The organism is Novipirellula artificiosorum, from assembly GCF_007860135.1.
In the GTDB taxonomy this organism is placed as follows: domain Bacteria; phylum Planctomycetota; class Planctomycetia; order Pirellulales; family Pirellulaceae; genus Novipirellula_A; species Novipirellula_A artificiosorum.
This window is the reverse complement of the sequence record NZ_SJPV01000019.1, coordinates 80,869-107,081: the sequence shown is the minus strand read 5'-3', so window position 1 is coordinate 107,081 and position 26,213 is coordinate 80,869. Positions and strand designations below refer to the sequence as shown.

Sequence of the window (26,213 nt, the reverse complement as noted above, 5' to 3'; positions counted from 1 at the left end):
ACGACTCGCACCACGGGGCCGGCGGTGACGATGTTTCCGTTGAACTCTGACCCAGTTGAACTCTGACCCAGGAGTATCCTTTTGAAAAAGCAAGCTTACCCGATCATGATCCTGCTGTTGGTGATGTGGCTTGTGCGGATCGTCGACGTCGTGATCCCAGCGGACTTGAACCAGTTCGGTTTGCAGCCACGGAGCATTCAGGGGATCCTGGGCATTGGCACGATGCCGTTTCTACACGCGGGTTTTGGCCACTTGATCTCCAATACGGTTCCGTTGTTGATTTTGTTGGGATTGACGGTCGCGTCACGCGGGGATCACGCCTGGCCGGTGGTTGCGGGGATCATTGTGGGCAGTGGCGTGCTGCTATGGATGTTCGGACGCAATGCGAACCATATCGGTGCCAGCGGTTTGGTGTTCGGGTTGATCGCCTTCTTGATCACGGTTGGCGTGCGCGAAAAACGGTTCGGATCGATTGCTGTGGCTTTGCTTGTTGGGTTCCTGTTTGGAACCACGTTGTTCTTTGGGATCATTCCAAGTTTCGGATCCACGGTGTCATGGGACGGCCATTTGTTTGGAGCGATCAGCGGTTTGATCGTTGGTATTGCCACCTCGAGTTCATCGCCCTAACGCAGCTCATCCCTCTCGAGCAACTGCTGCGGAGCAGGACGAAACCGGAAGCGTGGCAAGGTGGCGTTTCGGGGCAAGGTGCGATCCGCTCACTTCTGACGTCACTCTTCGGCGTCGATGAGCGAATACCCGAAGAATTCGACGATGCGAACATAGATCAAATAAAAGACGGGAACGAGCAACAAGACGAGCAACGTAGAAAGCATCAATCCGAACGCCAAACTGGCGGCCATCGGGATCAACAACTGTGCCTGGAAAGACTTTTCCATCAGCAGCGGTAACAAACCCGCGATGGTCGTCATGCTGGTCAACAGGATCGGTCGAAACCGCCGTTCGCCGGATTCCAGTAATGCATGTCGCGGCTTCAGTCCGTCACGGACGCGGACATTGATAAAGTCGATCAATACGATCGAATCGTTCACGACCACTCCGGCAAGGGCCACTAGCCCAAACATGCTGAACAGCGTCAAGGGTAGCCCTAAAACGGCATGCCCCCAAACGGCTCCGATCATCCCAAAGGGGATGATGCAAAGGATCAGGAGAGGTTGGACGTAGCTTCGAAATTGCAGAACCAGTAGCACGAACATGCAGATGATTGCGATCCCGAAACCGACCTTCAAACTGCCGACCGACTCATTACTTTGTTCCCGCTGACCTTCCCAGCGGATTGCCAGAGCGGGGTAGTCCTTGGACAGTAGGGGGACGAACTCACTTTGCAATTTCTGAATGATCAAATCGGCATTGGCGGTTGTTTCATCCAAGTCGGCCGAGATGGTCACCGAACGCATTTGGTCGACACGGTTGATCTCTGAAAAGCCTCGTTTCAAATTCACGTCAGCCAACTCGGTGATGGGACGTTGGCGGCCATCGGCGGTACGAACTCGGATTTCGCGGAAATTCACCAAACTATTGCGTTCTTCTTCGGGATGACGCACCATCAATTTGACTTCATGGCGTCCCCGTTGCAATCGCATCACCTCGGCACCGAAGTAGGCGTTGCGAACCGTTTCCCCCAGGTCGCTGGGGGTAACGCCCGTGGCCAAGGCGCGATCTTTGACACGAAATTGGAACTCCCACTTGCCTGGGGTGTTGTCATCGGCAATGTCGAAGACTCCATCAAACTGAGCCAAGCGTTGCTTGACTGCTTCGGTCGCTGCCAACAACTGGTCGATGTTTTCGCTGGGGGCCAACAATTTGAACTCGATAGGCTTACCGCCGGGCCCGACACCGACGGTGCCATACGTTACGTTCTCAACGCCTGGGAACTCACCCGCCTCGCGGCGCCAGAGTGCCAGCAATTGGTCGCTGTGGATATCACGGATTTCCGTGTCGAACAGTTCGACGAAGATTTGGCCGACGTTGCTGCCACCTCCTCCGCCGCCAACGGGGCTATCCATGTTGGTGACGGTCCCCAATTCACGAAAGGTCAATCGGACGGGACCTTTGCCTGCGGCCGCCGTGCCTGCATAGACTTCGGGAGTCGCTTTTTCGACTTGGCCACTGACTCGGCGAATCGCTTCCTCCATCCTTTTCGTTGCTCGGTCGGTCTCTGCCGCAGGTGTCCCATCCGGAAAGGTGATCGAAGCATGCAGGTAGTTGTTATCCGATTTGGGGAACAAAATCGTGGCCACCACACCGCCTCGAATCATGCCAATCGTGACCAAGAAGAGCGCCACCGCAATCGAAAGCATGAAGGGAGGGTGCCGCAGCCCGAACCGCAAGGTCGGTAGGTAAAGACGGTCGCAAACCCAGTCCATGGCTCGGCACGCTCGTTTACTGAGCCAATCGAGCAGGAAACCGAGCGGTCGGATGGGATAGGTGATTACCGCCAAGAATCGAAAGAAGCCGTGATGCCGATGAGCGAGGTGACACGGCAACACAAAACTGCTTTCCCACAACGAGATGCAGAGCATCGCAATGACGGCGAACGGAATCACCGCCATGAATTTCCCCATCACGCCTGAGACGAAGAACATGGGCGCAAAGGCGATCACGGTGGTGGTGACCGATGCGGTTACGCTCGGCAGCACTTCGGTTGCCCCATCAATCGATGCCTGCAACAAGGGCTTGCCCATTTGTTGGTGCGCATAGATGTTTTCGCCAATCACAATCGCGTCATCGACCACGATCCCAAGAGCCACCAAGAAGGAGAACAGGCTGAGCATGTTGAGGGTTTGATCGCCCCAAGCCAGCATGGCGCCGGCGCCCAAGATCGAAATCGGAATGCCGAGCGCGACCCAAAACGCTAACCGAGTTTCAAGAAACAACGCCAAGACCAAGAAAACTAAGAACAAGCCTTGAGCCCCGTTACGAAGCAGCAGCGACATCCGGTCGCGTACATCGGTGCTGGTGTCGCCCCAAATTTCAAAACGATAGCCCTCGGGCAGTTTCTTTTGCGATACATAGTGGCGAACCGCATCGACCATCGCCAACAAGTCTTCGCTCTTGGTTCGTTCGACATTCACGACCATCGCCGGTTCGCCATTGATTTCCCCGACGGCGGTGACATCGGTAAACTCATCTCGGACCGTACCGAGATCGGCTACCGTTAGCACGACGCCATTGGATTGGGTGACGAGGGGCAGACGTGCAATTTCTTCACCGATGCGGCCTTTGTTCTTGGCTCGCAGCAGCACCTCTTGGCCTTCGGATTTGAGTTGGCCACCAGGCAATTCGATGTTCCTGGCCCGTAAGATCGCCGCAACGCGTTCGAGCGACAGCCCGTAGCTTCGCAGCGTGGATTCGGGGATTTCGACGTCGATTTGATAGTCCCGCGTTCCCATCATGGATGCGGACGAAACGGCTGGGATTTGCAACACGTCGTCGCGGACATCCTCGGCCACCTCACGCAAGCGAAGTTCGCCCTGACGGGATCGGTCGCCGGGACCAACAATACCGATTCGGATCGCGGCTTCCCGAAACGTAATCTGTTGGATTTGCGGGTCTTCGGCCAAGACCGGAAAGCTCGGGATTCGGTCGACTTCACGATCGATCTCCGACATCACTTTTTGAACATCTTTGACATCGCTGCTTAACTCGGCCAAAACATAGCCACCTCCTTCTTGAGCGATGGAGGTGACCTTCTTGATCCCATCAATCGAACGAATCGCTTCTTCGATCTTTTGGCAAATCGCTTCCTCGGTATCTTGGGGTGTCGCGCCGGGATAGGGCACCGAAACCAGCACGATTTCGAGTTCGAATTCGGGAAACACCTCGCGACGCATTTTGGCAAGTGCGAGAGCGCCGACCAGCATCAACGCCAACATCAACACATTCATTCCGGGTGCATTGGTGATCGCCCACGCGATGACTCGTTTCATTCTGCAGCTCCATCATTTGCTTCGGCTGTAGAGTCGTCGGCAAGTTCAGGCCGTCGGATACGGGCGGGAATCGGTTGATCCCCGGTCGCTCCCACTGGCGAGACGACCACATAGGCCCCCGCCAGCATCGATTGATCCTGAACTTCACAGACCCACCACTTCTTCTTCGTGAAATTGAGCGAGGGATCGACCAAGGTTTGCTCGGTCCCTTCAATCGAAAGCGTATCGACCGGAAAAATGGAATCGCGATTGATCACTCGGCCGGCTTGCCAAAGCAACGGATCGAATCCTTCAAGCTTGCGATCCATGGTCGTCAAGGGCGTGGTGGTTGCGGGGGTGGATTGGGCCGGCGAAGTATCCTCCGTGGCATCGCCGTCAGCGGTCGAGGCCGTTTTTGCGGATTCTTCCAGCACGGTATCGTCAGGCAGGAATTGCCAGGCACGATTGCCAGGTTTCAATCCCTGGGCCGGAATCACCACCATCGGGGTCCTGGGGGCGATCAGTAACTTCACCGTGACGAACATGCCTCGCACCAAGGTGGTTGGTCTCGTGGAGTCTCGTGTGACTTCCTGGGGGGCTTCATCACGCTTGCTTTTGCGCCTAAACCGCTGTGGGTTGTCGACCACAATTCGCACCGGAACCGTGCGCGTGTTGGTGTCAAGGCCAATGCCGTCGTAACTCAACAAGCGGCCGTCCCACTGGTACGTCAGCCCATCGCGGCCCGAAATCTCGAACTCCACAATCGCGGGTGTTTCCGGCAGGTCATAGCCGCGTGAGTTCTGGTCATCTGCGGACGTCGTGTTCTCCGCATTGTTGGTTTGGTCCAAGACCCAATAAAGTTGGTCCATCCTTAGACTCGTCGCGACCTCCACCTTCGACGTGTCTTCGATGGTGACGATTGGATTCCCGCGAGCGATGAAGGAATTCAATTCGGCGTTCTCGCTAACGATCACCCCGTCGATCGGGGATCGGATTTCCGTACGTTTTAGGTTGGTTTTGGCAACTTCCAGCTGAGCCTCCGCCAATCGCTCCGATGCTTCCAGTCGCGATCTCCGTTTTCGCAATAAATCGAGTTGGTTCTCGTTGTTCATTCGCGCTTGCGTCGCTTGCAACAATGCTCGTTTCGCTTTGTCAATCTCCCCCTCGCTGGCGTATCCGCTCGGCATCGTACGAAACCGGTCGACTTCACGCTGTTGTAGGCTTTCATCTTGGATGGCTAGTTCGATCAAGCGTTTGGTGTTGACCATTTCTTGGTCGACCTCGCCGAGCGCTTCGTACTCTTGTTCTTGAAGCCGTGACAAACGTTGGGCTTCGAGTTCATAGTCGGTCGGATCAATCTTCATCAAAAGATCGCCGCTGTTGACATACGATCCCGCTTCGCACCGATCCGATTTGAAGATGATTCTCCCAGCGACCTCCGTCGCCAGCGCAACTTCACGGAAGGGGACGACTGTGCCATCCACCTTCATCTGCAATTGCTGGTTGAAATCCGATAGCGGACGGATTCGCTCGACACGCACGGGCATCAAGGCCTGCATGCGGCCAGCGAAACTGGCATCGGCTGGAGGACGTTGCGAGGGTTGAACGGATCCAAGCGCGATCACAAACCCCGCAGCCGCCACCACAATTCCAATCGGAATCACGAAGTTGAATAACATCCATCGGGATGTCGCTTCGCGTCGCCGCAGAGGCTTGGATGCTGTGTGGCCGACAACGTGTGAAGTGGATGCGCTGTAGGAAGTCACAGGCAGTGAATCCGTTTCAGGTACAGATTGAGACATGATCGTGTGGTTATCCAAAAGGTTCGAAACGGAAGTCATTCACATTTCGTTTTCGTACACTTGAATTGATGGATGACGTTTAGGAGTTAAGTAGTTTGATGAGTTCGCTTTTTTGATGAAGCAAGTTGGATGAGTTTTCAGCCGATTCCGAGTGGTTCGCGCAGGAGGTCGCGGCAAGGATCACTGCGGTCACATGCTCACTCAACGACTGAACATCGTAATGTTGGCACCGTTCGGAATCGGGAATCAGAATGTTGAGAACGCTTTGTCCCACTCGGTAATACAAACACTGCCCCACGGCGCTGAGTGCAAGCTGGTCGACGACGACTTGCGAGGCGTCACGATGGATCAGCCCACGGATAACCGATTTGAGCTGCTCAAACATGGGCTGAAACGAATCACGCACCAACTCCTTGAGCACCGGTGTTGGATTCTGCATCTCTCGCATCAGCAAATCGGTTTCCCAAGCATCCTGATCCGAGGTAACCATCCGAGATAGTAGGGTGTGAATCAGCAGGTGCAGTCTGAGGCGAGGGTCGTCGTCGGAGACAGCAGGCACTGGGAACGCCTGTTCACGCGATTCGTGAATCTGAGCAATCACCCCACGATAGAGCCCCAACTTGTCGCCGAAATAGTATCCAACCGAGGCAATGTTCACCTTGGCCGCGGAGCAAATTTCGCGAACGGTGGCTCGGTTGAAACCGTGGTGGGCAAAGATCGGCCCAGCGGCCGCCAACAGGCGTGTTCGCGTGTCGATTTCCCCAACCAAATCGGTTTCGGGCGTTGGGGGCAGCGAGGAAGCGGGTTGACTGGAAACCAAAAGCAAGGATCCTGCAAAAAAAACAATCGTTTAAACACTTGTTTTAAACGATTGTTTAAATTGCAGAAAAGTCAAGGGCTCAAGCTATTTTTTGTTCCACCACCACTGCGATCCCGCAGCGGCCAAGGCGGTCTGTCGCGATTGAGCCACGGCGGTATCGACCGCTTGCTGCTCAACCACTTCGAAGGCATTGATCTCGACGCCGCCCGAGGCGGTGACCACCCAGCCAGCACGGCCACGGATGAAACTGCACTGAGGATCGACGGCTTTGGGAACCACGTAGCTGGTCAAGGCCACGACGTCGGTTTGCTGCTGAAGCAGCGACAGATCGATGTCTGCCTTGCTGTCGAGGCGTTCTTGAGTGATCAACGTTGCGACGACGGTCATGTCCATGATGTTTTGCAGATCGCCGAACACAGGAATCTGCTTCGCCAGTTCCGCGTAGTGGTCGGTCATGGCGTTGGCCCATTGGGTGGCAACGGGATCACTGCTGCCGGATCCTTCGACGGTGCCGTCGGCAGCGACGACGTCCTGCTCGGTGAGCGTTTTGACGCCTTGACCGGAAAGCTTCCACGCCATTTCGTCCTCGCTTTTGGTCAAGGTGTCGTAGTTACAGGCCATCCACCAGCGCGGGTTCTGAGTCGCCGAATGTCGAGTGTTCTGCGACATTTCTAAGTAGCTCGGCAAGCCCTTGACCTTCGAGGGGGTCAACGCCAAAGCAACGCGTTTCATGTCGTAATCGGCAGCAACCAGGATCCTTGCGTAGCGGCAATCTTTAGGGACGCCGGTCAATTGGATCAATTGAGGTCCAAATGCTTCTTTGAGTTGAGCTTCGAAAATCGAGGGGTTTTGACCAGGACGAAGTTGGACGCGGCGGAGCATTTGACGGAGATTATTGCGACCCTCGGCGGTCGGTTCGATCGAGCAGCTAATGCTCTCGGTTCGCGCGGTTTCGACGGTTCGCAAAGCGACGATCAGGTCCGCCAATCGCATGGTCGATTTTCCGCTAACCGTTCCCACCACACTTCCATCTTCGCGGAGCGTCCACGGTTCCGCTGGTCCGGCCAACACGATGTCGTTACGATCGGGGTCGACGAAGACGTATTCAATCCGAGTCAAGCCTGCCATGTATACCAAGTCGCTGGGAATCGGTTTTCCCGAGTCATGGCAGTCTTTGAGTTGTTTTTGGATACCGACGAGCGAGATCATCCGCATCTCGGTCGCTTGGGTCAGATCCCCCTGAGGGTCTTGGTGGAGGGCACGAGCGACATTGGCCAATTCGCGTTGTTCCTCCAAGGTCGCATTTCGGACGATTCCCTCAGGATTGATTAAGACACCTCCGACCGCTTGGCCGCCGATGTTGTTCAATCCCGCATGCAGCGAAGTGGCGACGCAGACAACGGCCACAAGGGAAGTCACGAATCTGAGGGTTTTGAATTTGCCCGATTCCATCAAGAGGATCTCCGAGGTATCTCGCCGTCACCTGAGTACAAATGGGCGAGTGAGGAAGTTGAATGCTGCCGGTTTTTCGATCGCCGTGTCAGACAATAGAATAACTACGGGAAAAACTTATCGCAACAGAAAGGCTTGCCAGCACGTCACGCTTTGACCGATTCTAAGCTAAACTGTCCGATTCTCGTCCCAAAACCATCGGTTTGGCCCTCTCCTTTGCTTCTCTGGACGGATTTTGAATACCAAAGACCCTGCCGCCCCCCTCTCTCCTGCCACGATCCAATCGGGGGCCTATTTGGTGCTGCAATCGGCGGGGCGCTGGAGCGATGTGTTCCGGCTGGTGGCCCCCTGCGAAGCGTTTATCGGCCGCGCTTCGTCGAACCAGATTGTGATTCGCAGTGACCAGGCGAGTCGTCGTCACGCGCGAATCGGTTGGTCGGCTGCCGGATGGGTGGTAGAGGATTTGGCGAGCCGCAATGGGACCTTCGTCAACTTGCGGCGGATCGCCGAGCCAACGTTGTTGGCCGATGGCGATAAGATCGGGGTCGCAGGTTTTGCAATCCAATTCGCTCGGAAGATCGAAAGCAGCATCGCGGGAACGCCTTCGGGCAGGCTCGGTGTTGTCTCGGGTGGCGGCGTCCAACAAACGACCGACGACCAAATCACGATGGAATTGGATGCCGACGCGATCACCGACCGGCGCCGACATAGCGATTATTTGCATGATTCGGCAACCGAGCCCGGTCGCAGCGTTCTCGCGTCCCAGAGCAGTCCCCGATCAACCGGGACCCGTCCCCCATCACGAATGGCATTGGACGACCCCGCTCCAATCCGGGGCGACCTGTTGAAACTAGCCTTCACGTTGGCTCGGCTCGACGAGATGACTTCGGCGGTTCAAACCGCTTTGGATTCCCTGGTCGCACATCTACAGCTGGATACCGCGGGCGTCTACATCGGTGATCGCGTCGAACGCCCGCTTCCGATTCACGAGATGCCATTGGTGGCGACTCGTCAAAGTGGAGCACATAGCTACCGTCGTCCACCCGATGCCCTGATGGAAAATCTGACCGCCGACGGCGGCAATGCACTGTTAGCGAGGAACGTTCTTGGTGATAGAGAGTTGGCGACTGAAAATAGCCGAGGTCAGATCGATGTCGAGAGCATGATTTTGGCACCGATTCGCGATCATCACGACCGGACGCTAGGGATGATTCATTTGACCACGGCGGGTGACATGGCTCCGTTAGGAAGCAAGGATCTGCAGTTTGTCGTTGCTGTGGCTGAAATCTTGGCTGAATCCGCGTCACGGCTGGCCGAACACCAACGACTCACACGTTCGCTCCGTCTCAGTCGTCGCCGTGTTGATCTGTTGCAACAACAACTGGGGGACAAGGTTCGTATTGTTGGCAAGAGCGAAGCGATTCGTGATGTGATTGACAAAGTTTCCTTGGCGGCTCCTACGGCTGCAACCGTTTTGGTGCGAGGTGAATCGGGCGTTGGCAAGGAATTGGTGGCGGCGGCACTGCATCACGCCAGCGACCGGCGCGAGGGGCCATTGGTTTGCTTAAATTGCGCCGCACTCAGTGCATCGCTTCTAGAAAGTGAGCTCTTTGGACATGAAAAAGGTGCGTTTACCGGAGCGACCGAGCGGAAGCGTGGCAAGTTTGAAATGGCCGACGGTGGCACGTTGATGCTTGATGAGATTGGCGAGATGAACGCCGAATTGCAAGCGAAGCTGCTGCGCGTGCTCGAAGGCCACTCGTTTGAACGGGTCGGCGGGCATGAGCCGATTCGCGTCGACGTGCGCGTGGTCGCGGCAACGAATCGCGACTTGCAAGCGATGGTTGGCGAAGGGACGTTCCGTCAAGATTTGTACTACCGGTTGGATGTGGTGGAAATCTATGTGCCACCGCTGCGGAAGCGTGAACAGGATTGTTTGCTGCTTGCCGAGTTTTTTCTTAAACGGTTCAATCTTGAGATGGGCCGCCGGATCGAGGGCTTTACGCCGGCAGCTCAGAAGCAATTGCTTGCCTACCATTGGCCGGGCAACATCCGCGAACTAAGGAATGTCGTGGAACGTGCTGTGGTGCTGAACCAAAAAGGTATCATTGATGCAAGTGACTTGGCGTTGACGCCGGCAGAGTCCGAGGAAGCCGCAAGAAAGCGAAGCGATGGGCCCCCCGTGGAAATGTCGCTGGCCGAATTAGAACAGAATCACATCGAACGCGTGCTGAGACACACCGATGGCAATAAAAGCCGGGCTGCATCGATTTTGGGAATCGAGCGAAGCACGCTCGACCGCAAACTCAAAAAGTACTCGGCCGGCTAGTCCGCCACCGAGTTGATCCGCTAACAAACCTCAATCCTTTACCCAAGCGAGCAATGGAATGATCCAACGTATTCTTGTCACCGGCGGTGCCGGTTTTCTCGGTTCGCACCTTTGCGAACGGCTTGTCGAACAGGGGCACGATGTGATTTGTCTCGACAACTTTTTTACGAGCCAAAAATCAAACGTCGTTCACCTGTTGTCGCGGCCAAACTTTGAGTTGATTCGACACGACGTCACCTTGCCGATCCACTTGGAAGTGGACCAAATCTACAATTTGGCTTGCCCGGCTGCCCCCGGGCACTATCAATACAACCCGATCAAGACGATCAAGACCAGTGTGATGGGATCGATCAACGTGCTGGGGATGGCAAAGCGTTGTGGCGCCAAGGTGCTGCAGGCCAGCACGAGCGAAGTCTACGGAGACCCCGAGGTTCATCCACAAACCGAGGATTATCGCGGCAGTGTCAACCCGATTGGAATTCGTGCTTGCTATGACGAGGGCAAACGAGTCGCCGAAACGATTTTCATGGATTACCACCGCGCCAACAAAGTTGACATCCGGATTGTCCGGATTTTCAATACCTATGGGCCTCGGATGCATCCTTATGATGGCCGTGTGGTGTCGAACTTCATTCGCCAAAGCTTGGCGGGAGACGATTTGACGATTTTCGGCGACGGGTCCCAAACGCGATCGTTCTGTTACCGTGACGATCTGATCGACGCGATCATCGGCATGATGAACAACGAAGAGGGGTTCATTGGGCCGGTCAACATTGGCAATCCTGATGAGTTCACCATCCGCGAACTTGCCGAAAAGGTGATCGACCTCTGCGGAAAGAACAACCAATTGGTCACTCGCCCGCTGCCGTCGGATGACCCAACCCGCCGTCGGCCGGACATTTCGCTCGCAAAAGAAAAGCTGGGGTGGCAGCCCAAAGTTCCATTGGCCGATGGCTTGAAGCATACCATCGATTGGTTCAAATCGATTGATTTGTCGGATTACCGTCCCCCGACGCCCAACTACAACTAATTTCAGGGAAGGGTTCCTTCGTCGATCTTGTAGGCACGCAGCCGGTCACGCAACGTTCCGCGATGAATTCCCAGCAGTTCAGCCGCTTTGGCTCGGTTACCGCCGGTATGTTCGATCGCGACTTTCAACAACGCCGGTTCGGTGGTGGAGAGAAATTGAGCGTGCAGTGGGAGCGATTTGGATGATTGCTTCTCGATTGCGGCGAGTGCCCAAACGCGGATTTCTTTTTCCAAGGACCCGTCGAGAGTGCTAACGCTATTATTCCGACTCGGTTTAGGTGGCGGAAAGTCGCTCAGCCTCAGTGCTCGTCCTCGCGCAACAACGGCGGCGTGTTCGGTGGCGCTTTTTAGTTCGCGAACGTTGCCATGCCAGGCGCGCTGTTTCAAGTCATCCCGTAACGTCGCATCGATCGCGCTTTCCGCGTCTGGGTACTGCATCGATTGAAGAAAGTGCTGGCACAGCAGTTCGATGTCGTCGCGGCGCTCGCGAAGCGGCGGCAAGTGTATTTGGACACCGGTCATTCGATGAAACAAATCTTCACGGAACTCACCGGCGCGAACGGCGTCGTTCAGATTGCAGTGCGTTGCGGCCAGAATTCGCACGTTGGCTTGTCTTGGTCGCACGTCGCCGACCCGAAAGTATTGCCCCTGTTCAAGGACTCGCAGCAGTTTTGCTTGCAGGGCCAACGGCAAGTCACCAATCTCATCAAGCAGCACCGTCCCCGATTGTGCCTGTTCAAACAGTCCTGCACGGTCTTCATCCGCACCCGTAAAGGCTCCTTTGACGTGTCCGAACAACTCGCTTTCGATCACGTCAGGATTGAGGGTGATCGGCGCGATCGGAATGTAGGGCTGCTCGGCTCGGCGGCTATGGCGATGGATCGCCGCTGCAACCAATTCCTTGCCCGTTCCGGTTTCTCCGGTAATCAGCACCGAGAGATCGCTGTCGGCGACCAACGCGATTTGTCGAAACACCCATTGCATCGCCGGCGAGGCTCCGACGATCGAATCGTGATTTGTGCTCATCGCTTGGACCGCAACCGGCGCGTTGCGGTGAGCGGACTTTTCCATCGCTTGTCGGCAAACGTGGATGGCGTCCTCCAAGCGAAAGGGCTTGGTCAAATAGTCGCTGGCGCCGCCACGGACCGCAGCGACGGCAGTTTCCAAATCGCCGAATGCCGTGATCACGACAACGGGAGCATTATCGGTTGCCTTGCGAAACTTGGGTAACGCAGTGATGCCATCTTCTTTTGGCAATCGCACGTCCAAAACGACCATGTCTGGCTTCTGTTCCTCGGCCAACCTTAAGCCTTCTTCCGCCGACGATGCCGTGATCACGCGATGACCTTGTTGCTGCAGCATCTTTTGGAAGGCCCAGCAAATCGAAGGTTCATCATCGACGACGAGAACCAGTTTATCTTCTTGGCTTGTCATGTTTCTCTTTCACATGGGCTTCCTCGGCATCGATGGCGATCGCGTCAAATTCAAATCGCGTTCGTCCGTCTTGACGCGACCAGCAAACTTGACCACCCAGCCGTGCCGCGGCACGATCAACCAACGGCAACCCCAATCCCATGCCCTCAGGTTTCGAGGTCACGAAGGGCTTGAACACATCCTCTTCGATTTCTTTGGGGATTCCCGCACCATTGTCTTGAACGGAAACGCGGATGCATCGGTCATCGATCAGGGTCGCATCCACATCGACTTGATCGCCCGCTTGCATTGCATTTTGAACCAAGTTGTTGACTGCGGCCACCCATGTTGATCCATCGAGGATATGTTTCGAGTCGGTGCTCGGATGCAAATTCCAATTGACGTCGATTTGCAGATGGCGAGCGATCGGTGAAAGGCTGGCTTGAACATCGGACCAGCACGTGGAGACGGATGCGGGGCGATCTCGATCTTGTCGCCCCGACCCGGCCAACAACAGTCGTCGCACATAATCCTCGGACACTTCCACTTGGTGGATTGCGATCCTCAGCCCTTCGTCATCACGATCCGGACACTCCGCCGCATGCAGTTCGATTGCCATCCGTGCGCCCGTCAAACTGTTTCGAAGTTGATGTGCCATGCCACCCGCGATTTGGTGCAGCAGTTGTTCGCTTTGTTGTTGATGGACTTTCGACCACAATTGACTCAATTGGTCGGCCATGGTATCGACCGCTTCCCCCAATCGTCCGAGCTCATCAAGCTTTCGCTCGGCCAGTCCGGGGCCGGCTAGGGTGGAGCTGAAGTCGCCTGCGGCCACGCGGTCGACCCGACGCTGGAGCGCAGACAAGCGTCGGATCAATCGCCCGGTCATGGAGAGGGTCACGGTGGTCAACGCCAACACTGTCGATAATCCCGTCAACAATGGCAACATCATCGAACGACGACGATTGGATTTCAGTTGGTGATTGCTAAAGAAGACAACCACCGTTTGGACTTGATCCGATCGATTCGATGCGTTCGCGGTGGGAAAACGGCAAACGCGAAAGCGGCGCTGGTTTGATTCGATCACCGACACGGCGGAGGTTGTTTGGGTCGCACGGTTGTTGATCGCTCGAATCTGCTCGGCGGAAAGTTCAAGGGTGCTGTTCTGTAGCTCTCCCTTGACGTCGAAGGTTGCCAATTCCGTCTGTGTCATGTCAGCAATCAGTCGCAGAACCGTGCCACTGAGCGGAAACGTCGAAGCTGCAAGGGTTTGTTCAATGCCAGCCAATCGGCGATCGACTTCTTGATTCGCCTCGCGGGCACCAAGGTAGTAGGACGCCGCCGCGACGGCACCTGCTGCGACGACCGCGCATAAGATCAAAGGCCCGAGTAGGCGAGCGCGAAGCGATCGGAAGGGAGGACCCGGCGGCAAAGGGGGGCTTTCGATAAGGGACGTGCGTGAACATGGCGACGCAACGATGATAGCAAGTTCGTTGATGGTTGGGCGGGGTGAGGGGTGAGGGGTGAGGCCACGCGTGTTGAGCAGCAATCGGCACAAACGGTACAACGGGTAAAAACGATCCCGAGCTTGAGTGCGGACGGGTCTTCGTCGCTTTTGTTCCACGGGACTTGCGTTTGCACGTGCCACGCGTGGTAGCGTTCCGTTGCGTCGTGATGATTTGACCTCCTTACTGTTCCGAATGATGCTATTGGATGATTTGACGATCGATGTTGCGTCCCTCGGTGATGGGGACGAAGAAAATACGAATCTCAAGAGCGATGTCGAGCATCTTTCCGAAGCACTGAGCATTAAGTTCGAAGAGTTGGCACTGATCCGTGAATTTGCCGAGCGGCTCGAGCTGGGCGAAGACATTGCGACCACTTGCCGGATGCTATTGCAGGAATTGGCGCCCTGCGTTCAAGCAGCCACGTTGGCGATCGAGCTGTTCGCTGATGACGAGGGCGCTTGGGGGGACGAAATCTATGTCTCGGCCGAACCGATTGAAGACGAGAGGATTCGTTGGGTCGCCGCTGCAGCCTATCGGCAACGCGAGCGGTTGACGGGGGAATCGCACGAAAACGAAATCACCATTTCCAACCATTTGTGTCTCGATGGCGAAGTCTACAATGCGATCGTGGTCCCCATCCATCGTCACCATCAGCGTCTCGGGCGGATGATTGCAATCCGATGGGTTGCTTCGGGTGAATTTGGGACGACCGAAGCGGACTTGATGCGATCCACGTCGATGATGCTTGGGGTTCACTTGATCAACCAGCGTCAATACGCTGCGATGCAGCAGATGTTCGAAGGCATGATCGGATCGCTTGTTTCGGCGCTTGATGCAAAGGATGCCTACACCTGCGGTCACAGTTCGCGAGTGTCCGAATTGGCCGTGTTGCTGGCCAAACGACTCGGATACAGTGATGAAGACCAGCAACGCATCCGAATGGCTGGCATCTTGCACGATATCGGGAAGATTGGCGTCGAGGATTCGGTGCTGCGGAAGCCAGGTCAATTGACCGAGGATGAATTCGCGAAGATCAAGCGACATCCGGTCCTCGGATACGATATCTTAAAGGGCATTCGGCCGTTTCGCCGTATCTTGCCAGCGGTGCGTCATCACCATGAATCTTGGGACGGTAGTGGATACCCAGATGGATTGAAGGGGGAAGAAATTCCTCGCGATGCGCAAGTGTTGGCGGTTGCAGACGCATTCGATGCGATGACCAGCAGTCGACCGTATCGTGACGGCATGCCGGTTCAACGCGTTCTCGATGTCTTCTTGAAAGGCCGAGGGACGCAGTGGGCGAAAGACGTTGTCGATGAATTGTTAGCGTGTCCCGAAGTCCTTTGTAGTGTGTAGCGTCGATGTTACTGATTGCCGTAGACGAAGCTGGCTATGGACCGAAGCTCGGGCCGCTCGTTGTTGCGGCATCGGTGTGGCGAATCCCGGATGCCCTGAATCGGGCCGAGTGCTTTGAACCGCTTCGCAAACCGGTTGTGGTTGGAAACGCCAAGCTGGTGGTTGACGATTCGAAAAAACTGTTTCACACGCGGAACGCGAATTCACTCGCGTCGCTGCAAACGGTTGTCGAGGTCTGTCAGCATTGGTGTGGATTGCCACAGGAGTCGTTTCCGCGGTGGCTGCGTCGGGTCGCCTCGGAAGACTATCACGATTTGACAGAAACGGTATGGCTTCAAAGGATCACGCTTTCGTCCACGGTCGAATCATCCGATGCCGCGCGAGCCATTCAAATTTGGAAAGCGGCCGGCGCAGATCTGATCGATCTTCGCTGCCGGATCGTAACGGCGAAACGTTTCAATTCGGCGATCGCAGCGGGGCAAAACAAATCGGATTTGCTTTCCAGGCTTTCGATTGGATTGGTAAGGAGCGTCTTGGCGGATTTCGTCAACGAACGGAAGGTGGACGTTTTCTTTGATCGGCACGGTGGACGGCGGTTCTACGGCGGCGTGCTGCAACACGGCTTCGATGATGCGGTGCTGAGCGTTGAGGAAGAGACGAAACAGCACAGCAGTTATCAATTGAAGTGGCCCGACGATCTCGGTTCGCCAGGACGAACGATGCGAGTGCACTTTACGGTCAAGGGTGACTCGTTTGTGCCGGTCGCGTTGTCATCGATCCATGCGAAGTGCTTGCGCGAGGTCTGTATGAAGTCCTTCAACGACTACTTTTGTCGACACGCGGTCGAGGGCGAATCGCTCAAGCCAACGGCCGGCTATCCGGTTGATGCGGATCGATTTTTGGGCGAAGCGGCAGGGCTGATCGAGCGGTTGGGGATCGAAACGACCGACTTAGTTCGTTGTCGGTAGCCCAGCGATGCCGCGGTAGGGGGGGTAAAGGAGAGAATTCCGTTCTACGCGATGCGTCCACTTCGACGCCGCGAGATGTTTTGCTATTCTCAGGGCAATTTGCACGTCGTGGCGAACCGCTCTCGCTGCCATGGATGCTAGACAATTGTTCCCTATTACCCGGAAGTGACTCCGTGCCCCGTCGAGACGACATCAAGAAAATTCTGCTCATTGGAAGTGGCCCGATCATCATTGGACAGGCTTGCGAGTTTGACTACTCGGGAACTCAGGCTTGCAAGGCATTGCGCGAAGAGGGCTATGAAGTCGTGTTGGTCAACAGCAATCCGGCCACGATCATGACGGACCCGAGCACGGCTGACGCGACGTATATCGAGCCGTTGACGTGGCAGATGGTCGAAAAAATCATCGAAAAAGAGCGTCCTGATGCGCTGTTGCCCACCCTTGGGGGCCAAACCGGGTTGAACGTTGCGATGGATTTGGAAGCCAACGGGGTGTTGGAAAAGTATGGCGTTGAAATGATCGCTGCCAACGCCAAGGTGATTGCGAAGGCCGAAGAACGCGAGCAATTCAAGTCAGCGATGGAGAAGATCGGCTTGGACGTTTGCACGGGTCGAACCGTAAAAACGCTTCAGCAGGCGCGAGAAGTCTTGGCCGAAGTTGGTCTGCCTGCGGTTGTCCGCCCCAGCTTTACGATGGGTGGGTCGGGCTCGGCGATCGCGTACAACCGCGATGAATTCGATGGGTTGGTGCAGAGCGGCTTGGACCAATCGCCAATCACCGAGGTATTGATCGAAGAGTCGATCATCGGGTGGAAAGAATACGAGATGGAGGTGGTGCGAGATCGCGAAGACAACGTCGTGATCATTTGCAGCATCGAGAATTTTGATCCGATGGGGGTCCATACGGGGGACTCGATCACCGTGGCACCCGCACAAACGCTGACGGACAAGGAATACCAACGGATGCGGGATGCGTCGTTAGCGGTGATTCGCGAAATCGGCGTGGAAACGGGAGGCAGTAACATTCAATTCGCGATCGAACCGAATACGGGCCGAATGATTGTGATTGAAATGAACCCTCGCGTGAGTCGATCGAGTGCGTTAGCGAGTAAGGCAACAGGCTTTCCGATTGCAAAAATTGCTGCCAAGTTGGCGGTAGGCTACTTGCTTTGGGAACTGCCCAACGACATCACAAAGAAAACGAAAGCTTGTTTCGAACCGACGATTGACTACGTCGTGACGAAGATGCCGCGGTTTGCTTTCGAGAAATTTCCGGAGGCCGACGCCACGTTGACGACGCAGATGAAAAGTGTCGGCGAAACGATGGCAATCGGTCGAACCTTCAAAGAATCGCTCCAAAAGGCGCTGCGGGGATTGGAGGTCGGTGCCTTCGGTTTGGGTTGTGACAATCGTGATGCTTGGGGAACCGATGCTCAACCCGATGAGGATACGATACGCGCCAAGCTGAGTACGCCGGGGGCAGAGCGGATTTTCTACATTCGCTACGCGATGAAAGCAGGGATGTCGATCGACGAGATTTTCTCGCTGACTCATATCGATCGCTGGTTCTTGGACCATTTGCTTCAAATCGTCGAGGAAGAAGAACGGCTGCTCAAGATCGGCTCGCTCGATGCGATGACGCGAGAGGATCTTTGGCAAGCCAAGCGGTATGGTTTTTCTGATCGCCAACTTTCCAAATTATCGTCATCGACGGAGTTGAAGGTACGTGCCAAACGTTTGAATCTGGGTGTGAAGCCGGTATTTAAAAGTGTCGACACGTGTGCCGCCGAGTTCGAAGCTTACACGCCGTATTATTACAGTACCTACGAGCAAGAGGATGAATTGCCGCCCAAGACGGACAAGCGGCGAATCATCATTTTGGGAGGGGGGCCCAACCGAATCGGCCAAGGGATCGAGTTTGATTATTGCTGCTGTCACGCCAGCTTTGCGCTTCGCGAGATTGGAATCGAGAGCGTGATGGTCAACAGCAATCCAGAAACCGTCAGTACCGACTACGACACGTCGGACATGCTGTTTTTTGAACCGCTGACGATCGAGGATGTGTTGAACATTTGCGAAGCGATCAAGCCAGACGGCGTGATTGCCCAGTTTGGTGGCCAGACGCCGCTGAATTTGGCCCGGGGGTTGAAGGAGGCGGGCGTACCGATCATCGGGACGAGTGTCGAAACGATTGAAGCGGCCGAAGACCGCGAATTGTTTCAGCGGTTGATTGAAGAACTCGGGCTGCGTCAACCACCGAGCGGGATTGCTCGAAATATGGACGAAGCTCGCCGTCAAGCAAAAATCATCGGTTACCCGGCGCTGGTTCGACCCAGTTTTGTGCTCGGGGGACGGGCGATGGAGATCTGTTACGATCAAGCTCAATTTGAGCGGTATGTGGCCGAGGCGTTTATTGTCGCCGATGGTCAACCGGTGTTGATCGATCATTTTCTCGAGGACGCCACCGAGGTGGATGTCGACGCAGTCGCGGACGGTACCGATTGTGTCATCATGGGGATTATGGAGCACATCGAAGAAGCCGGAGTCCACTCGGGCGATTCGGCCTGTGCGATTCCACCCTTCAGTTTGACTCAACCGATCATCAACGAGATCCGTGAATCGACGAAGAAGCTTGCGATGCGTTTGCAAGTGATTGGTTTGATGAACATCCAATACGCGATCAAGATAGAAGAAGGCGTGCCAACGTTGTACGTGTTGGAGGTGAATCCGCGAGCGAGCCGAACCGTCCCCTTTGTGGCCAAAGCGACCGGCGTCCCGGTGGCCAACATCGCAACGAAAGTCATGACGGGCATGAAGCTTAAGGATCTGGGGGTCACGACGGAACCGATTCCGCGCCATGTTTCGATCAAAGAGAGTGTCTTTCCCTTCCGAAAGTTCGCGGGTGTCGACATCGTGCTTGGCCCCGAGATGCGAAGCACCGGCGAAGTGATGGGGATCAGCGAGAAATTCTCGGTTGCATTTGCGAAGAGTCAAATCGCAGCGGGTTCGATCTTGCCCGATTCGGGGAAGGTGTTCATCAGTTTGGCTCCACGACATAAAGAATCGGTTGCCATGCTGGGGAAGAGTTTGAGTGATCTCGGCTTTGAATTGTTGGCGACCAGCGGGACGGCCCAAAAGTTGCAAGCTGCGGGAGTCAAGGTGACGCAAGTCAAGAAGATCGCCGAAGGGCACCCGAACTTAATCGACTATTTGAAGAACGGTGACGTCCAATTGATTGTCAACACGCCAAGTGGCAAGGGCGCTCGAACGGACGAAGGCAAAATCCGAGCTGCGGCGGTCCAATGTGGCGTCCCCTGTATCACAACGGTTGCGGCGGCCGAAGCGGCGGTGCGTGCGATGGTCGCGGTACGCGAAGGGCCGCTTCAGGTCGAATCATTGCAGAATCGCTATGCGAATTCGTAGGGCGGCACGGCCGCAAGCGAAGCGAGCTACCGCTCGAAGTGGCGTTGGCCCGCTCCCGTTGGTCGCTCGAATCGTGCTGCGATAACAAGAAGCTCCCGATTGACGAAGGTACCATGAAATGACCAGCACCCCATCCTCTACGGATTCGAGCGAAACGCGGATTGCCGACGCGGGTGAGAAGTTCGCTTACGATCCGGCCGATTTGAAACTTTTGGTCGTCGACAACGAGGCTGCCCATGCGCGGGCCATGACGGAGAGTTTGGAAAAGGTTGGGTATCGTTGTGAGGTCGCCACCAGCGGACCGGAAGCGGCTAAGTTGATCGAGCGAGAAACGTTTGACATCATCATTACCGACATGGTGATGAACGATGTTGACGGCATGAAGATCTTGAGCCTCGCCAACAAACAGTTGCCGGATTGTGAAGTGGTGATGGTCACCGGACACGCGACGGTCCCGATCGCTGTGCAGGCGATGCAGCAAGGCGCGTTCAACTTCTTGGAAAAGCCGATCACACCGAATCGATTGCGAGCGATTGTGGAAAAGGCGGCCGATGCCGTTGGGCTGCGTCGTCAGAATACGGAACTGATGCAGCGGCTCGATGAGCGGTATGGGTTCGAAGGGATCATCTACACAAGCGACAAGATGCAGTCGGTGATCGATCGATTACGGCGAATCGCAGCAACCGATGCGACCGTCTTGATCACCGGGGAAAGCGGTACCGGCAAAGAGATGATTGCTCAGGCGATCCACCAGAATAGCCCACGGCGAAACAAACGCATTGTCGCGTTGAACACACGCGCGGTCTCGGAAAACTTGGTCGAAAGCGAACTGTTTGGGCATGTCAAAGGGTCGTTTACCGATGCGGTTTCGGATCGTGTCGGAGCGTTCCAGTATGCGAACGGCGGGACGTTGTTCTTGGATGAAGTCGGCGACATGCCGATGAGCACGCAAATCAAGTTGTTGCGCGTTCTTGAAGAAAGCCAGATCACGCGCGTCGGTGACAACAAACCGATCAAAGTCAATGTGCGATTGATCTCAGCGACCAACCGGCCGCTTGAGGAAATGATCGACGCGGGCATCTTTCGCAACGATTTGTATTTTCGATTAAAGGTGGTGACCGTCGAATTGCCGCCGCTACGTGACCGCCGCGATGATGTGATTGCGTTGATGGATCATTTTCGCAAGATGTTCTTAAGGCGGCATGACAAACCGGCGGCGCATTTCACGCCAGCGGTGACAAAGCGCTTCTATGCCTATGATTGGCCGGGCAATGTTCGCCAATTGCGGAACTTTGTTGAAACGATGGTCGTTCTCGATACCGACGGTTCGTTGGATCTGGACGATCTGCCTCCCGAGTTACTCGATCGCAGCGCAGAGCAAGCCGCGGAGCAAGTGCTTGGCGACGTCGGGGGGGCATCGAACCTGATTGGTCAACCGCTCAGTGTGGTGGAGCGTTGGGCGATCGAAGAAACGCTCAAATTGACCGGGGGTAATCGGGAGGAAGCAGCCAAGGTGCTTCAGATTGGTGCCCGGACGTTGTACCGGCGACTTGACCAGTACAAGAAAGAGGAAGACGACGCGGCTGCAGCCGAGGGATAGCCACTCATCGGTTTCCGCTTGGGCGCGAACCCAAAGCGTTCATGCCATGGGCATTTTAGCATTTAGCCCCGGATTGCGGATAGCGCATCTGGAGGTGGACGTACAAACCGGCCATCGACCCCGACTGCGATTTCCCGGCAGGGACGTTCGATTGATAACTTGCGGAACTCGATTTACCGCGAAGCGGTTTGACTCCAGAGCCCAGGGTCGACGCGCAGCGGCGCACCCTGGGGGCCACTAGCCCGGATTATTCGTTGGAGTGGTAGGCTTTAGCCGATTGCGGCTGGACCTTGCTGAATCGGCTAAAGCCTACGACTCCAACGTGCGCAGTCTGTTTCTTACTCAATCGATGTAAGCTGATTGCATACAAAGGGTTACGGGGAATATGTTTGGACTGATGAATAATCCGGGCTAAAGCACTCTCGCCGGGGCCTTCGAGGCTTCCTGGATCATCCGTCCAATCAGGTTGTCAACGGTGATGCCATCCGCTTCGGCTGCGAACGTCGGGACGACGCGGTGTCGTAAAACCGGCAACGCCAGCGATTGGACATCTTCGATCGAGACACTTGGGCGTCCATGCAGCAGCGCACGTGCTTTCGAGGCCAACACCAATTGTTGGCTTGCTCGCGGTCCTGGGCCCCATTGGATCAGTTCTTTTGCCCAACGCGCGCTTTGTTCGTCTTGGGGCCGAATGGCTCGGACGGCATCGAGCACCCAGTCCTTCACGTGGGGTGGCAGCGGTACTCGGCGAACCGTTTGTTGGAACTGGACAATGTCCTCGCCGGAAACAACCGGATCGACAGTCGTTTGGAAAGTCGATGTGGTTCGATCCACGATTTCTGATTCTTCATCGCGGCTAGGATAATTGACGACGACATGGAACAAGAAACGATCGCGTTGGGCTTCGGGTAACGGATAGGTCCCTTCCTGCTCAATCGGGTTTTGCGTTGCCAACACAAAAAACGGTTCGGACAATCGGTACGTGGTGCCGGCGGTGGTCACTTCATGTTCTTGCATCGCTTCAAGCAATGCCGCTTGAGTTTTGGGTGGCGTTCGGTTGATCTCATCGGCCAGCAACATTTGTGTGAAAATGGGGCCACGTTCAAAAATAAACTCGCGTCGTCCCGTGGTAGGGTCCTCTTGAATGATCTCGGTTCCCGTAATGTCGCCAGGCATCAAGTCGGGAGTGAATTGAATTCGCCGAAAGGACAAATGCATCGACTCGGCCAAAGTACGGATCATCAAGGTCTTGGCCAATCCAGGGACGCCCTCAAGCAGGCAGTGACCGCGGGCGAGGATGGCGATCAGCAACTGTTCGATCACTTCGTCTTGCCCGACCACGATGCGAGCGACCTGTTGGCGAACTTGGTTACATGCCTGGACCAGCCGTGCGGCCGCGGCTTCGTCATCCGACGATTCAATCGGGGGTGGTTGGACCAATGGTTTGTTTCCTCTAACGAGTCAGGACCCATCAACACCGCCGCATTGTAGTCTGCATCTCACCGCATCGCGACGCTGCTGGCGGGCTGTTTTCACTTGGAGGATTGTTTTATGATGTCGCTTCAGGAATTTCTTTGTCGCCAAGGCGTGGGCAGTGATGGCATCTTTGTTTGTAGTACGAGGGCGTGACCAGGGCAAGCACTTCCCGCTTAGCGGCGATGTGGTGCGGATTGGCCGCGATAAATCGAGTACGATCCAATTGCTCGATACCGAAGCCTCTCGGTCCCACGCGGAGATCCACATCGATCCAGGCGGTCGTTGCGAGTTGGTCGACTTGGAAAGCAGCAACGGCACGCTTGTCAACGGCTTGAAGGTTCGCCGACAACGACTTGCCAGTGGAGATCGGCTGGAAATCGGTGGCTCGTTGTTGATTTTTACCAGCACGGGTCCGCCCAACGCGATGGACGCGGCTCATGGGGTCGACATTGTGTACCAGAGTCACCAGACCGACGGGAGTCGAATCGTTTCGTCGATAGCCCCCTCGTCAGGGACGTTGCGAATCGGACCGAGTCACAACATCGCGCCAACCCAAACGGATGCGGATCGGTCGCTTGAAGTGATGTACCGGACGGCGATCGCGGTTGGGCGAACGGACGACTTGGATCAGTTGCTCAATCGGATTTTGTGGTTGGTGTTCGATTGGGTCGAGGCGGACCGCGGTTGCGTGATGCTTCGTGACAACGAAACGGGGCAATTTCAACCCGCGGCTCGTTGTGATCGCGATAGCGAGAACGAAAGCGATGGGTCGCGAGGCGAAAATGGTTCGAGCCAGCGGATATCGATCAGCCGCACGATTTTGGATTTCGTGCTCGAGCAGAAAGAGGGTGTCCGGACCAGTGATGCCAGTGACGATGTTCGATTTGATTCGGCGGCTTCGATCGTTAGCGCGGGAGTGCGTGAAGCGATTTGCGTCCCGTTGCAAGGTCGTTATGACATCGTCGGTGCGTTGTACGTGGATACTTATACCGCTCCGACGCAAATGATTGCCCGCGATTATGCTCCCCGTTTTACAGATGATCACTTGCGTTTGATCACCGCGATCGGCCATCAAGCGGCGCTTGCGATCGAGGACACGTTCTACTATTCAGCGCTGGTTCAGGGGGAACGCTTGGCGGCGATGGGGCAAACGATTGCAACCTTGTCCCATCACATCAAGAATATACTGCAAGGCATTCGGGGTGGCAGCTACTTGATCGAAGCGGGGTTGCAGCGGGATGATACGGACGCGGTTCGTCGCGGATGGCGGATCGTCGACCGCAATCAAGAACGGATCTCGAATCTGGTGCTCGACATGTTGACCTTCTCGAAAGAGCGTACGCCACAGTGTGTGGATGCCGATTTGAATGAAACGGTCCGCGACGTCTTCGAATTGATGCAGCCGAGAGCTGCGGAGCTGGACGTGACCTTGACCGCATCCCTCGCCGAATCGATGCCGGACGCGTCGTTCGACCCCGACGCATTTCATCGTGCCGTACTCAATCTTGTGACCAATGCGATCGATGCGACCAGCGAACAGGTGAAGCTACGGCTGAGTGAGGAATCGGAGGGTGATTCGGAACAGGGAGCGACCGATGCTGTCGCCAGGGTCGAGATCTCAACTTGCTATGATGCGGCGGACGGCTGGACGGTCGATGTGGTCGACAACGGGCCGGGAGTTGCCGAACAGGACCGGCAAAAGATCTTTTCCTTGTTCGAGTCTCGCAAAGGGTCTCGAGGGACCGGATTGGGGCTGCCTGTCAGCGCAAAGATCATGCAGGAACATGGTGGAGAGATCCAAGTGCTGACGCCTGCGAGCGGCATCGGAAGTTGTTTCCGGCTGCGATTGCCGACGGCGGGTTCCGACACCGGTGAAATCGCTTCGCACGAAACGCTGCATTAAGCGGCGGCTAGCGGCAGGCTTCGATTGCATGGATCACGCCCGATCCTTCGATTTCACCGAGCAGCATGACCGATCCAATTCGTTCAGGCAAAACGAACCGCAGATTGCCGTGGGACACCTTTTTGTCCCGCTTCATCACGGGCAACATCGCGTTGACGTCGGCCGCCGCGTACGTGGTGGGCAACTGGCACGCTTTCAGCAGTGCGGTTTGCCGTTGAAGCAGGTCCGGATCGCAGAGTTTCAATTCGATCGATAAGTTCGCGGCCATTTGCATGCCGATCGCGACCGCTTCACCGTGGAGCACTTCGCCATAGCCTGCGGTTGCCTCAATCGCATGGGCAAAGGTGTGACCGTAATTCAAAATCGCTCGCCGGCCGCTGGTTTCTCGCTCATCTTCGCCGACGACGTTGGCTTTGGAGCGGCAGCTTTGAGCGATTGCGTAACGTACCGCCTCGTCGTCGCGTTCGATCAATTTGGATGCGTTGAGCTCCAACCATTCGAAGAACGGTGCGTCATCGATCACGCCGTACTTGACGACCTCGGCCAGCCCGCTGATGTAGCTGCGATCGGGAAGAGTCGACATGACCGTCGTGTCAATGAGTACAGCCGCGGGTTGCCAGAAGGCGCCGACCATGTTCTTGGCGGTGGGCAGGTTGATTCCCGTTTTGCCTCCCACGCTGCTGTCGACCATCGCCAGCAGCGTGGTTGGGATTTGGACAAATCGAATCCCACGGGTGAAGGAGGCCGCGGCGAAACCCGCCAGGTCGCCGATCACTCCGCCACCAACCGCAATCACGACGCTGCGTCGATCGGTGGAGCTTTCGAGCATCCATTGCCAAAGCGTGTCGAGTTGAGTGAGCGATTTGCTCGTCTCGCCAGAGGGGACGGCCAACAAATTGACGCGGACGGAGTCGCCGCCCGTGGTGTTCATTTTCGCCAAACCGGTGGCGACTTTCATGGCCCAGGGCGTTTCGACCGCAGCATCGGTGATCACCAATGCGTGTGATAAATCGCCTAAAACGCCGGCGATGGTGTCGCAAAACTGTTCAATCCAATCCGTTCCGATCTCGATGGGGTAGCTGCGGTCCCCAAGGGAAACCTCGACGGTTTGGCGTTTCGGAATTTGCGAACCGGATAGCATGAAATGACTCAAAGGGTTATCAAAAGGGAGAGGTGAGCTGAGGCTTGTAGCTTACACTCCATTGTTGC

At 55.8% G+C, this 26,213-nt stretch carries 16 protein-coding genes; 8 read left to right on the top strand and 8 right to left on the bottom strand.

The genetic code is table 11. The annotated features are described in order from the left end of the window. Positions 1-81 precede the first annotated feature (81 nt). Positions 82-627 (top strand): rhomboid family intramembrane serine protease, encoded by a 546-nt coding sequence (locus Poly41_RS30520; protein ID WP_231616087.1) that lies wholly within the window; start codon positions 82-84, stop codon positions 625-627. Between the two features lie 101 nt (positions 628-728). Here Poly41_RS30520 and Poly41_RS30515 read toward each other — a convergent pair whose 3' ends face one another. From Poly41_RS30515 to Poly41_RS30500, 4 genes are all read right to left on the bottom strand, one after another. Continuing rightward, a complete protein-coding gene (locus Poly41_RS30515) occupies positions 729-3,947 on the bottom strand; it encodes an efflux RND transporter permease subunit (RefSeq protein WP_146531160.1) in 3,219 nt (1,072 codons plus the stop codon). Next, complete coding sequence (locus Poly41_RS30510; RefSeq protein ID WP_197231870.1) at positions 3,944-5,728, bottom strand: efflux RND transporter periplasmic adaptor subunit; 1,785 nt, start codon at positions 5,726-5,728, stop codon at positions 3,944-3,946. Before Poly41_RS30510 ends, Poly41_RS30515 begins: the two co-directional genes overlap by 4 nt. 79 nt (positions 5,729-5,807) lie before the next feature. Continuing rightward, positions 5,808-6,548 carry a CerR family C-terminal domain-containing protein gene (locus tag Poly41_RS30505; RefSeq protein ID WP_146531158.1) on the bottom strand — a complete coding sequence of 247 codons (741 nt, stop codon included), beginning with the start codon at positions 6,546-6,548 and terminating at the stop codon, positions 5,808-5,810. Between the two features lie 84 nt (positions 6,549-6,632). Continuing rightward, positions 6,633-7,967, bottom strand: a complete 1,335-nt coding sequence (locus tag Poly41_RS30500; RefSeq protein ID WP_231616086.1) for a DUF1598 domain-containing protein — start codon at positions 7,965-7,967, stop codon at positions 6,633-6,635. 268 nt (positions 7,968-8,235) lie between these two features. Between Poly41_RS30500 and Poly41_RS30495 the strand changes: the two genes are divergently transcribed. Then, a complete protein-coding gene (locus Poly41_RS30495; protein ID WP_231616085.1) occupies positions 8,236-10,329 on the top strand; it encodes a sigma 54-interacting transcriptional regulator in 2,094 nt (697 codons plus the stop codon). 58 nt (positions 10,330-10,387) lie between these two features. Beyond that, positions 10,388-11,359, top strand: coding sequence for a UDP-glucuronic acid decarboxylase family protein (locus Poly41_RS30490; RefSeq protein WP_146531155.1), 972 nt, complete (start codon positions 10,388-10,390; stop codon positions 11,357-11,359). Between the two features lie 2 nt (positions 11,360-11,361). On the opposite strand, the gene Poly41_RS30485 is transcribed toward Poly41_RS30490, so the two are convergent. Next, complete coding sequence (locus Poly41_RS30485; protein WP_146531154.1) at positions 11,362-12,792, bottom strand: sigma-54-dependent transcriptional regulator; 1,431 nt, start codon at positions 12,790-12,792, stop codon at positions 11,362-11,364. Next, complete coding sequence (locus tag Poly41_RS30480; protein WP_231616084.1) at positions 12,773-14,152, bottom strand: sensor histidine kinase; 1,380 nt, start codon at positions 14,150-14,152, stop codon at positions 12,773-12,775. Before Poly41_RS30480 ends, Poly41_RS30485 begins: the two co-directional genes overlap by 20 nt. 319 nt (positions 14,153-14,471) lie before the next feature. On the opposite strand from Poly41_RS30480, the gene Poly41_RS30475 reads away from it, so the two are divergent. The 4 genes from Poly41_RS30475 (at position 14,472) to Poly41_RS30460 (ending at position 21,625) form a co-directional block, all read left to right on the top strand. Beyond that, on the top strand, positions 14,472-15,635 hold the full coding sequence (locus tag Poly41_RS30475) for an HD-GYP domain-containing protein (protein ID WP_146531152.1): 1,164 nt from the start codon (positions 14,472-14,474) through the stop codon (positions 15,633-15,635). 5 nt (positions 15,636-15,640) lie between these two features. Beyond that, positions 15,641-16,603: a hypothetical protein gene (locus Poly41_RS30470; protein ID WP_146531151.1), complete on the top strand. Its 963-nt coding sequence runs from the start codon at positions 15,641-15,643 to the stop codon at positions 16,601-16,603. Between the two features lie 173 nt (positions 16,604-16,776). Then, positions 16,777-20,025: a carbamoyl-phosphate synthase large subunit gene (gene carB, locus Poly41_RS30465; RefSeq protein WP_146531150.1), complete on the top strand. Its 3,249-nt coding sequence runs from the start codon at positions 16,777-16,779 to the stop codon at positions 20,023-20,025. Positions 20,026-20,143: 118 nt separating this feature from the next. Then, entirely contained in the window at positions 20,144-21,625 is a 1,482-nt protein-coding gene (locus Poly41_RS30460; RefSeq protein WP_146531149.1) for a sigma-54-dependent transcriptional regulator, read from the top strand. 411 nt (positions 21,626-22,036) lie between these two features. On the opposite strand, the gene Poly41_RS30455 is transcribed toward Poly41_RS30460, so the two are convergent. Next, positions 22,037-23,065: an AAA family ATPase gene (locus Poly41_RS30455; RefSeq protein WP_146531148.1), complete on the bottom strand. Its 1,029-nt coding sequence runs from the start codon at positions 23,063-23,065 to the stop codon at positions 22,037-22,039. A gap of 157 nt (positions 23,066-23,222) precedes the next feature. Between Poly41_RS30455 and Poly41_RS30450 the strand changes: the two genes are divergently transcribed. Then, a complete protein-coding gene (locus tag Poly41_RS30450) occupies positions 23,223-25,004 on the top strand; it encodes an ATP-binding protein (RefSeq protein ID WP_146531147.1) in 1,782 nt (593 codons plus the stop codon). A gap of 7 nt (positions 25,005-25,011) precedes the next feature. Here the strand turns inward: Poly41_RS30450 and aroB are convergent, their stop codons facing one another. Further along, on the bottom strand, positions 25,012-26,145 hold the full coding sequence (gene aroB / locus Poly41_RS30445) for a 3-dehydroquinate synthase (protein ID WP_146531146.1): 1,134 nt from the start codon (positions 26,143-26,145) through the stop codon (positions 25,012-25,014). Positions 26,146-26,213: the final 68 nt, after the last annotated feature.

What these genes read in the sequence shown, in the direction of transcription:
- Poly41_RS30515 (WP_146531160.1), bottom strand. Translation starts at nt 3,947, where the DNA reads ATGAAACGAGTCATCGCGTGGGCGATCACCAATGCACCCGGAATGAAT.
- Poly41_RS30450 (WP_146531147.1), top strand. Translation starts at nt 23,223, where the DNA reads ATGGCATCTTTGTTTGTAGTACGAGGGCGTGACCAGGGCAAGCACTTC.
- Poly41_RS30490 (WP_146531155.1), top strand. Translation starts at nt 10,388, where the DNA reads ATGATCCAACGTATTCTTGTCACCGGCGGTGCCGGTTTTCTCGGTTCG.
- aroB (WP_146531146.1), bottom strand. Translation starts at nt 26,145, where the DNA reads ATGCTATCCGGTTCGCAAATTCCGAAACGCCAAACCGTCGAGGTTTCC.
- Poly41_RS30485 (WP_146531154.1), bottom strand. Translation starts at nt 12,792, where the DNA reads ATGACAAGCCAAGAAGATAAACTGGTTCTCGTCGTCGATGATGAACCT.
- Poly41_RS30470 (WP_146531151.1), top strand. Translation starts at nt 15,641, where the DNA reads ATGTTACTGATTGCCGTAGACGAAGCTGGCTATGGACCGAAGCTCGGG.
- Poly41_RS30510 (WP_197231870.1), bottom strand. Translation starts at nt 5,728, where the DNA reads ATGTCTCAATCTGTACCTGAAACGGATTCACTGCCTGTGACTTCCTAC.
- Poly41_RS30460 (WP_146531149.1), top strand. Translation starts at nt 20,144, where the DNA reads ATGACCAGCACCCCATCCTCTACGGATTCGAGCGAAACGCGGATTGCC.
- Poly41_RS30475 (WP_146531152.1), top strand. Translation starts at nt 14,472, where the DNA reads ATGATGCTATTGGATGATTTGACGATCGATGTTGCGTCCCTCGGTGAT.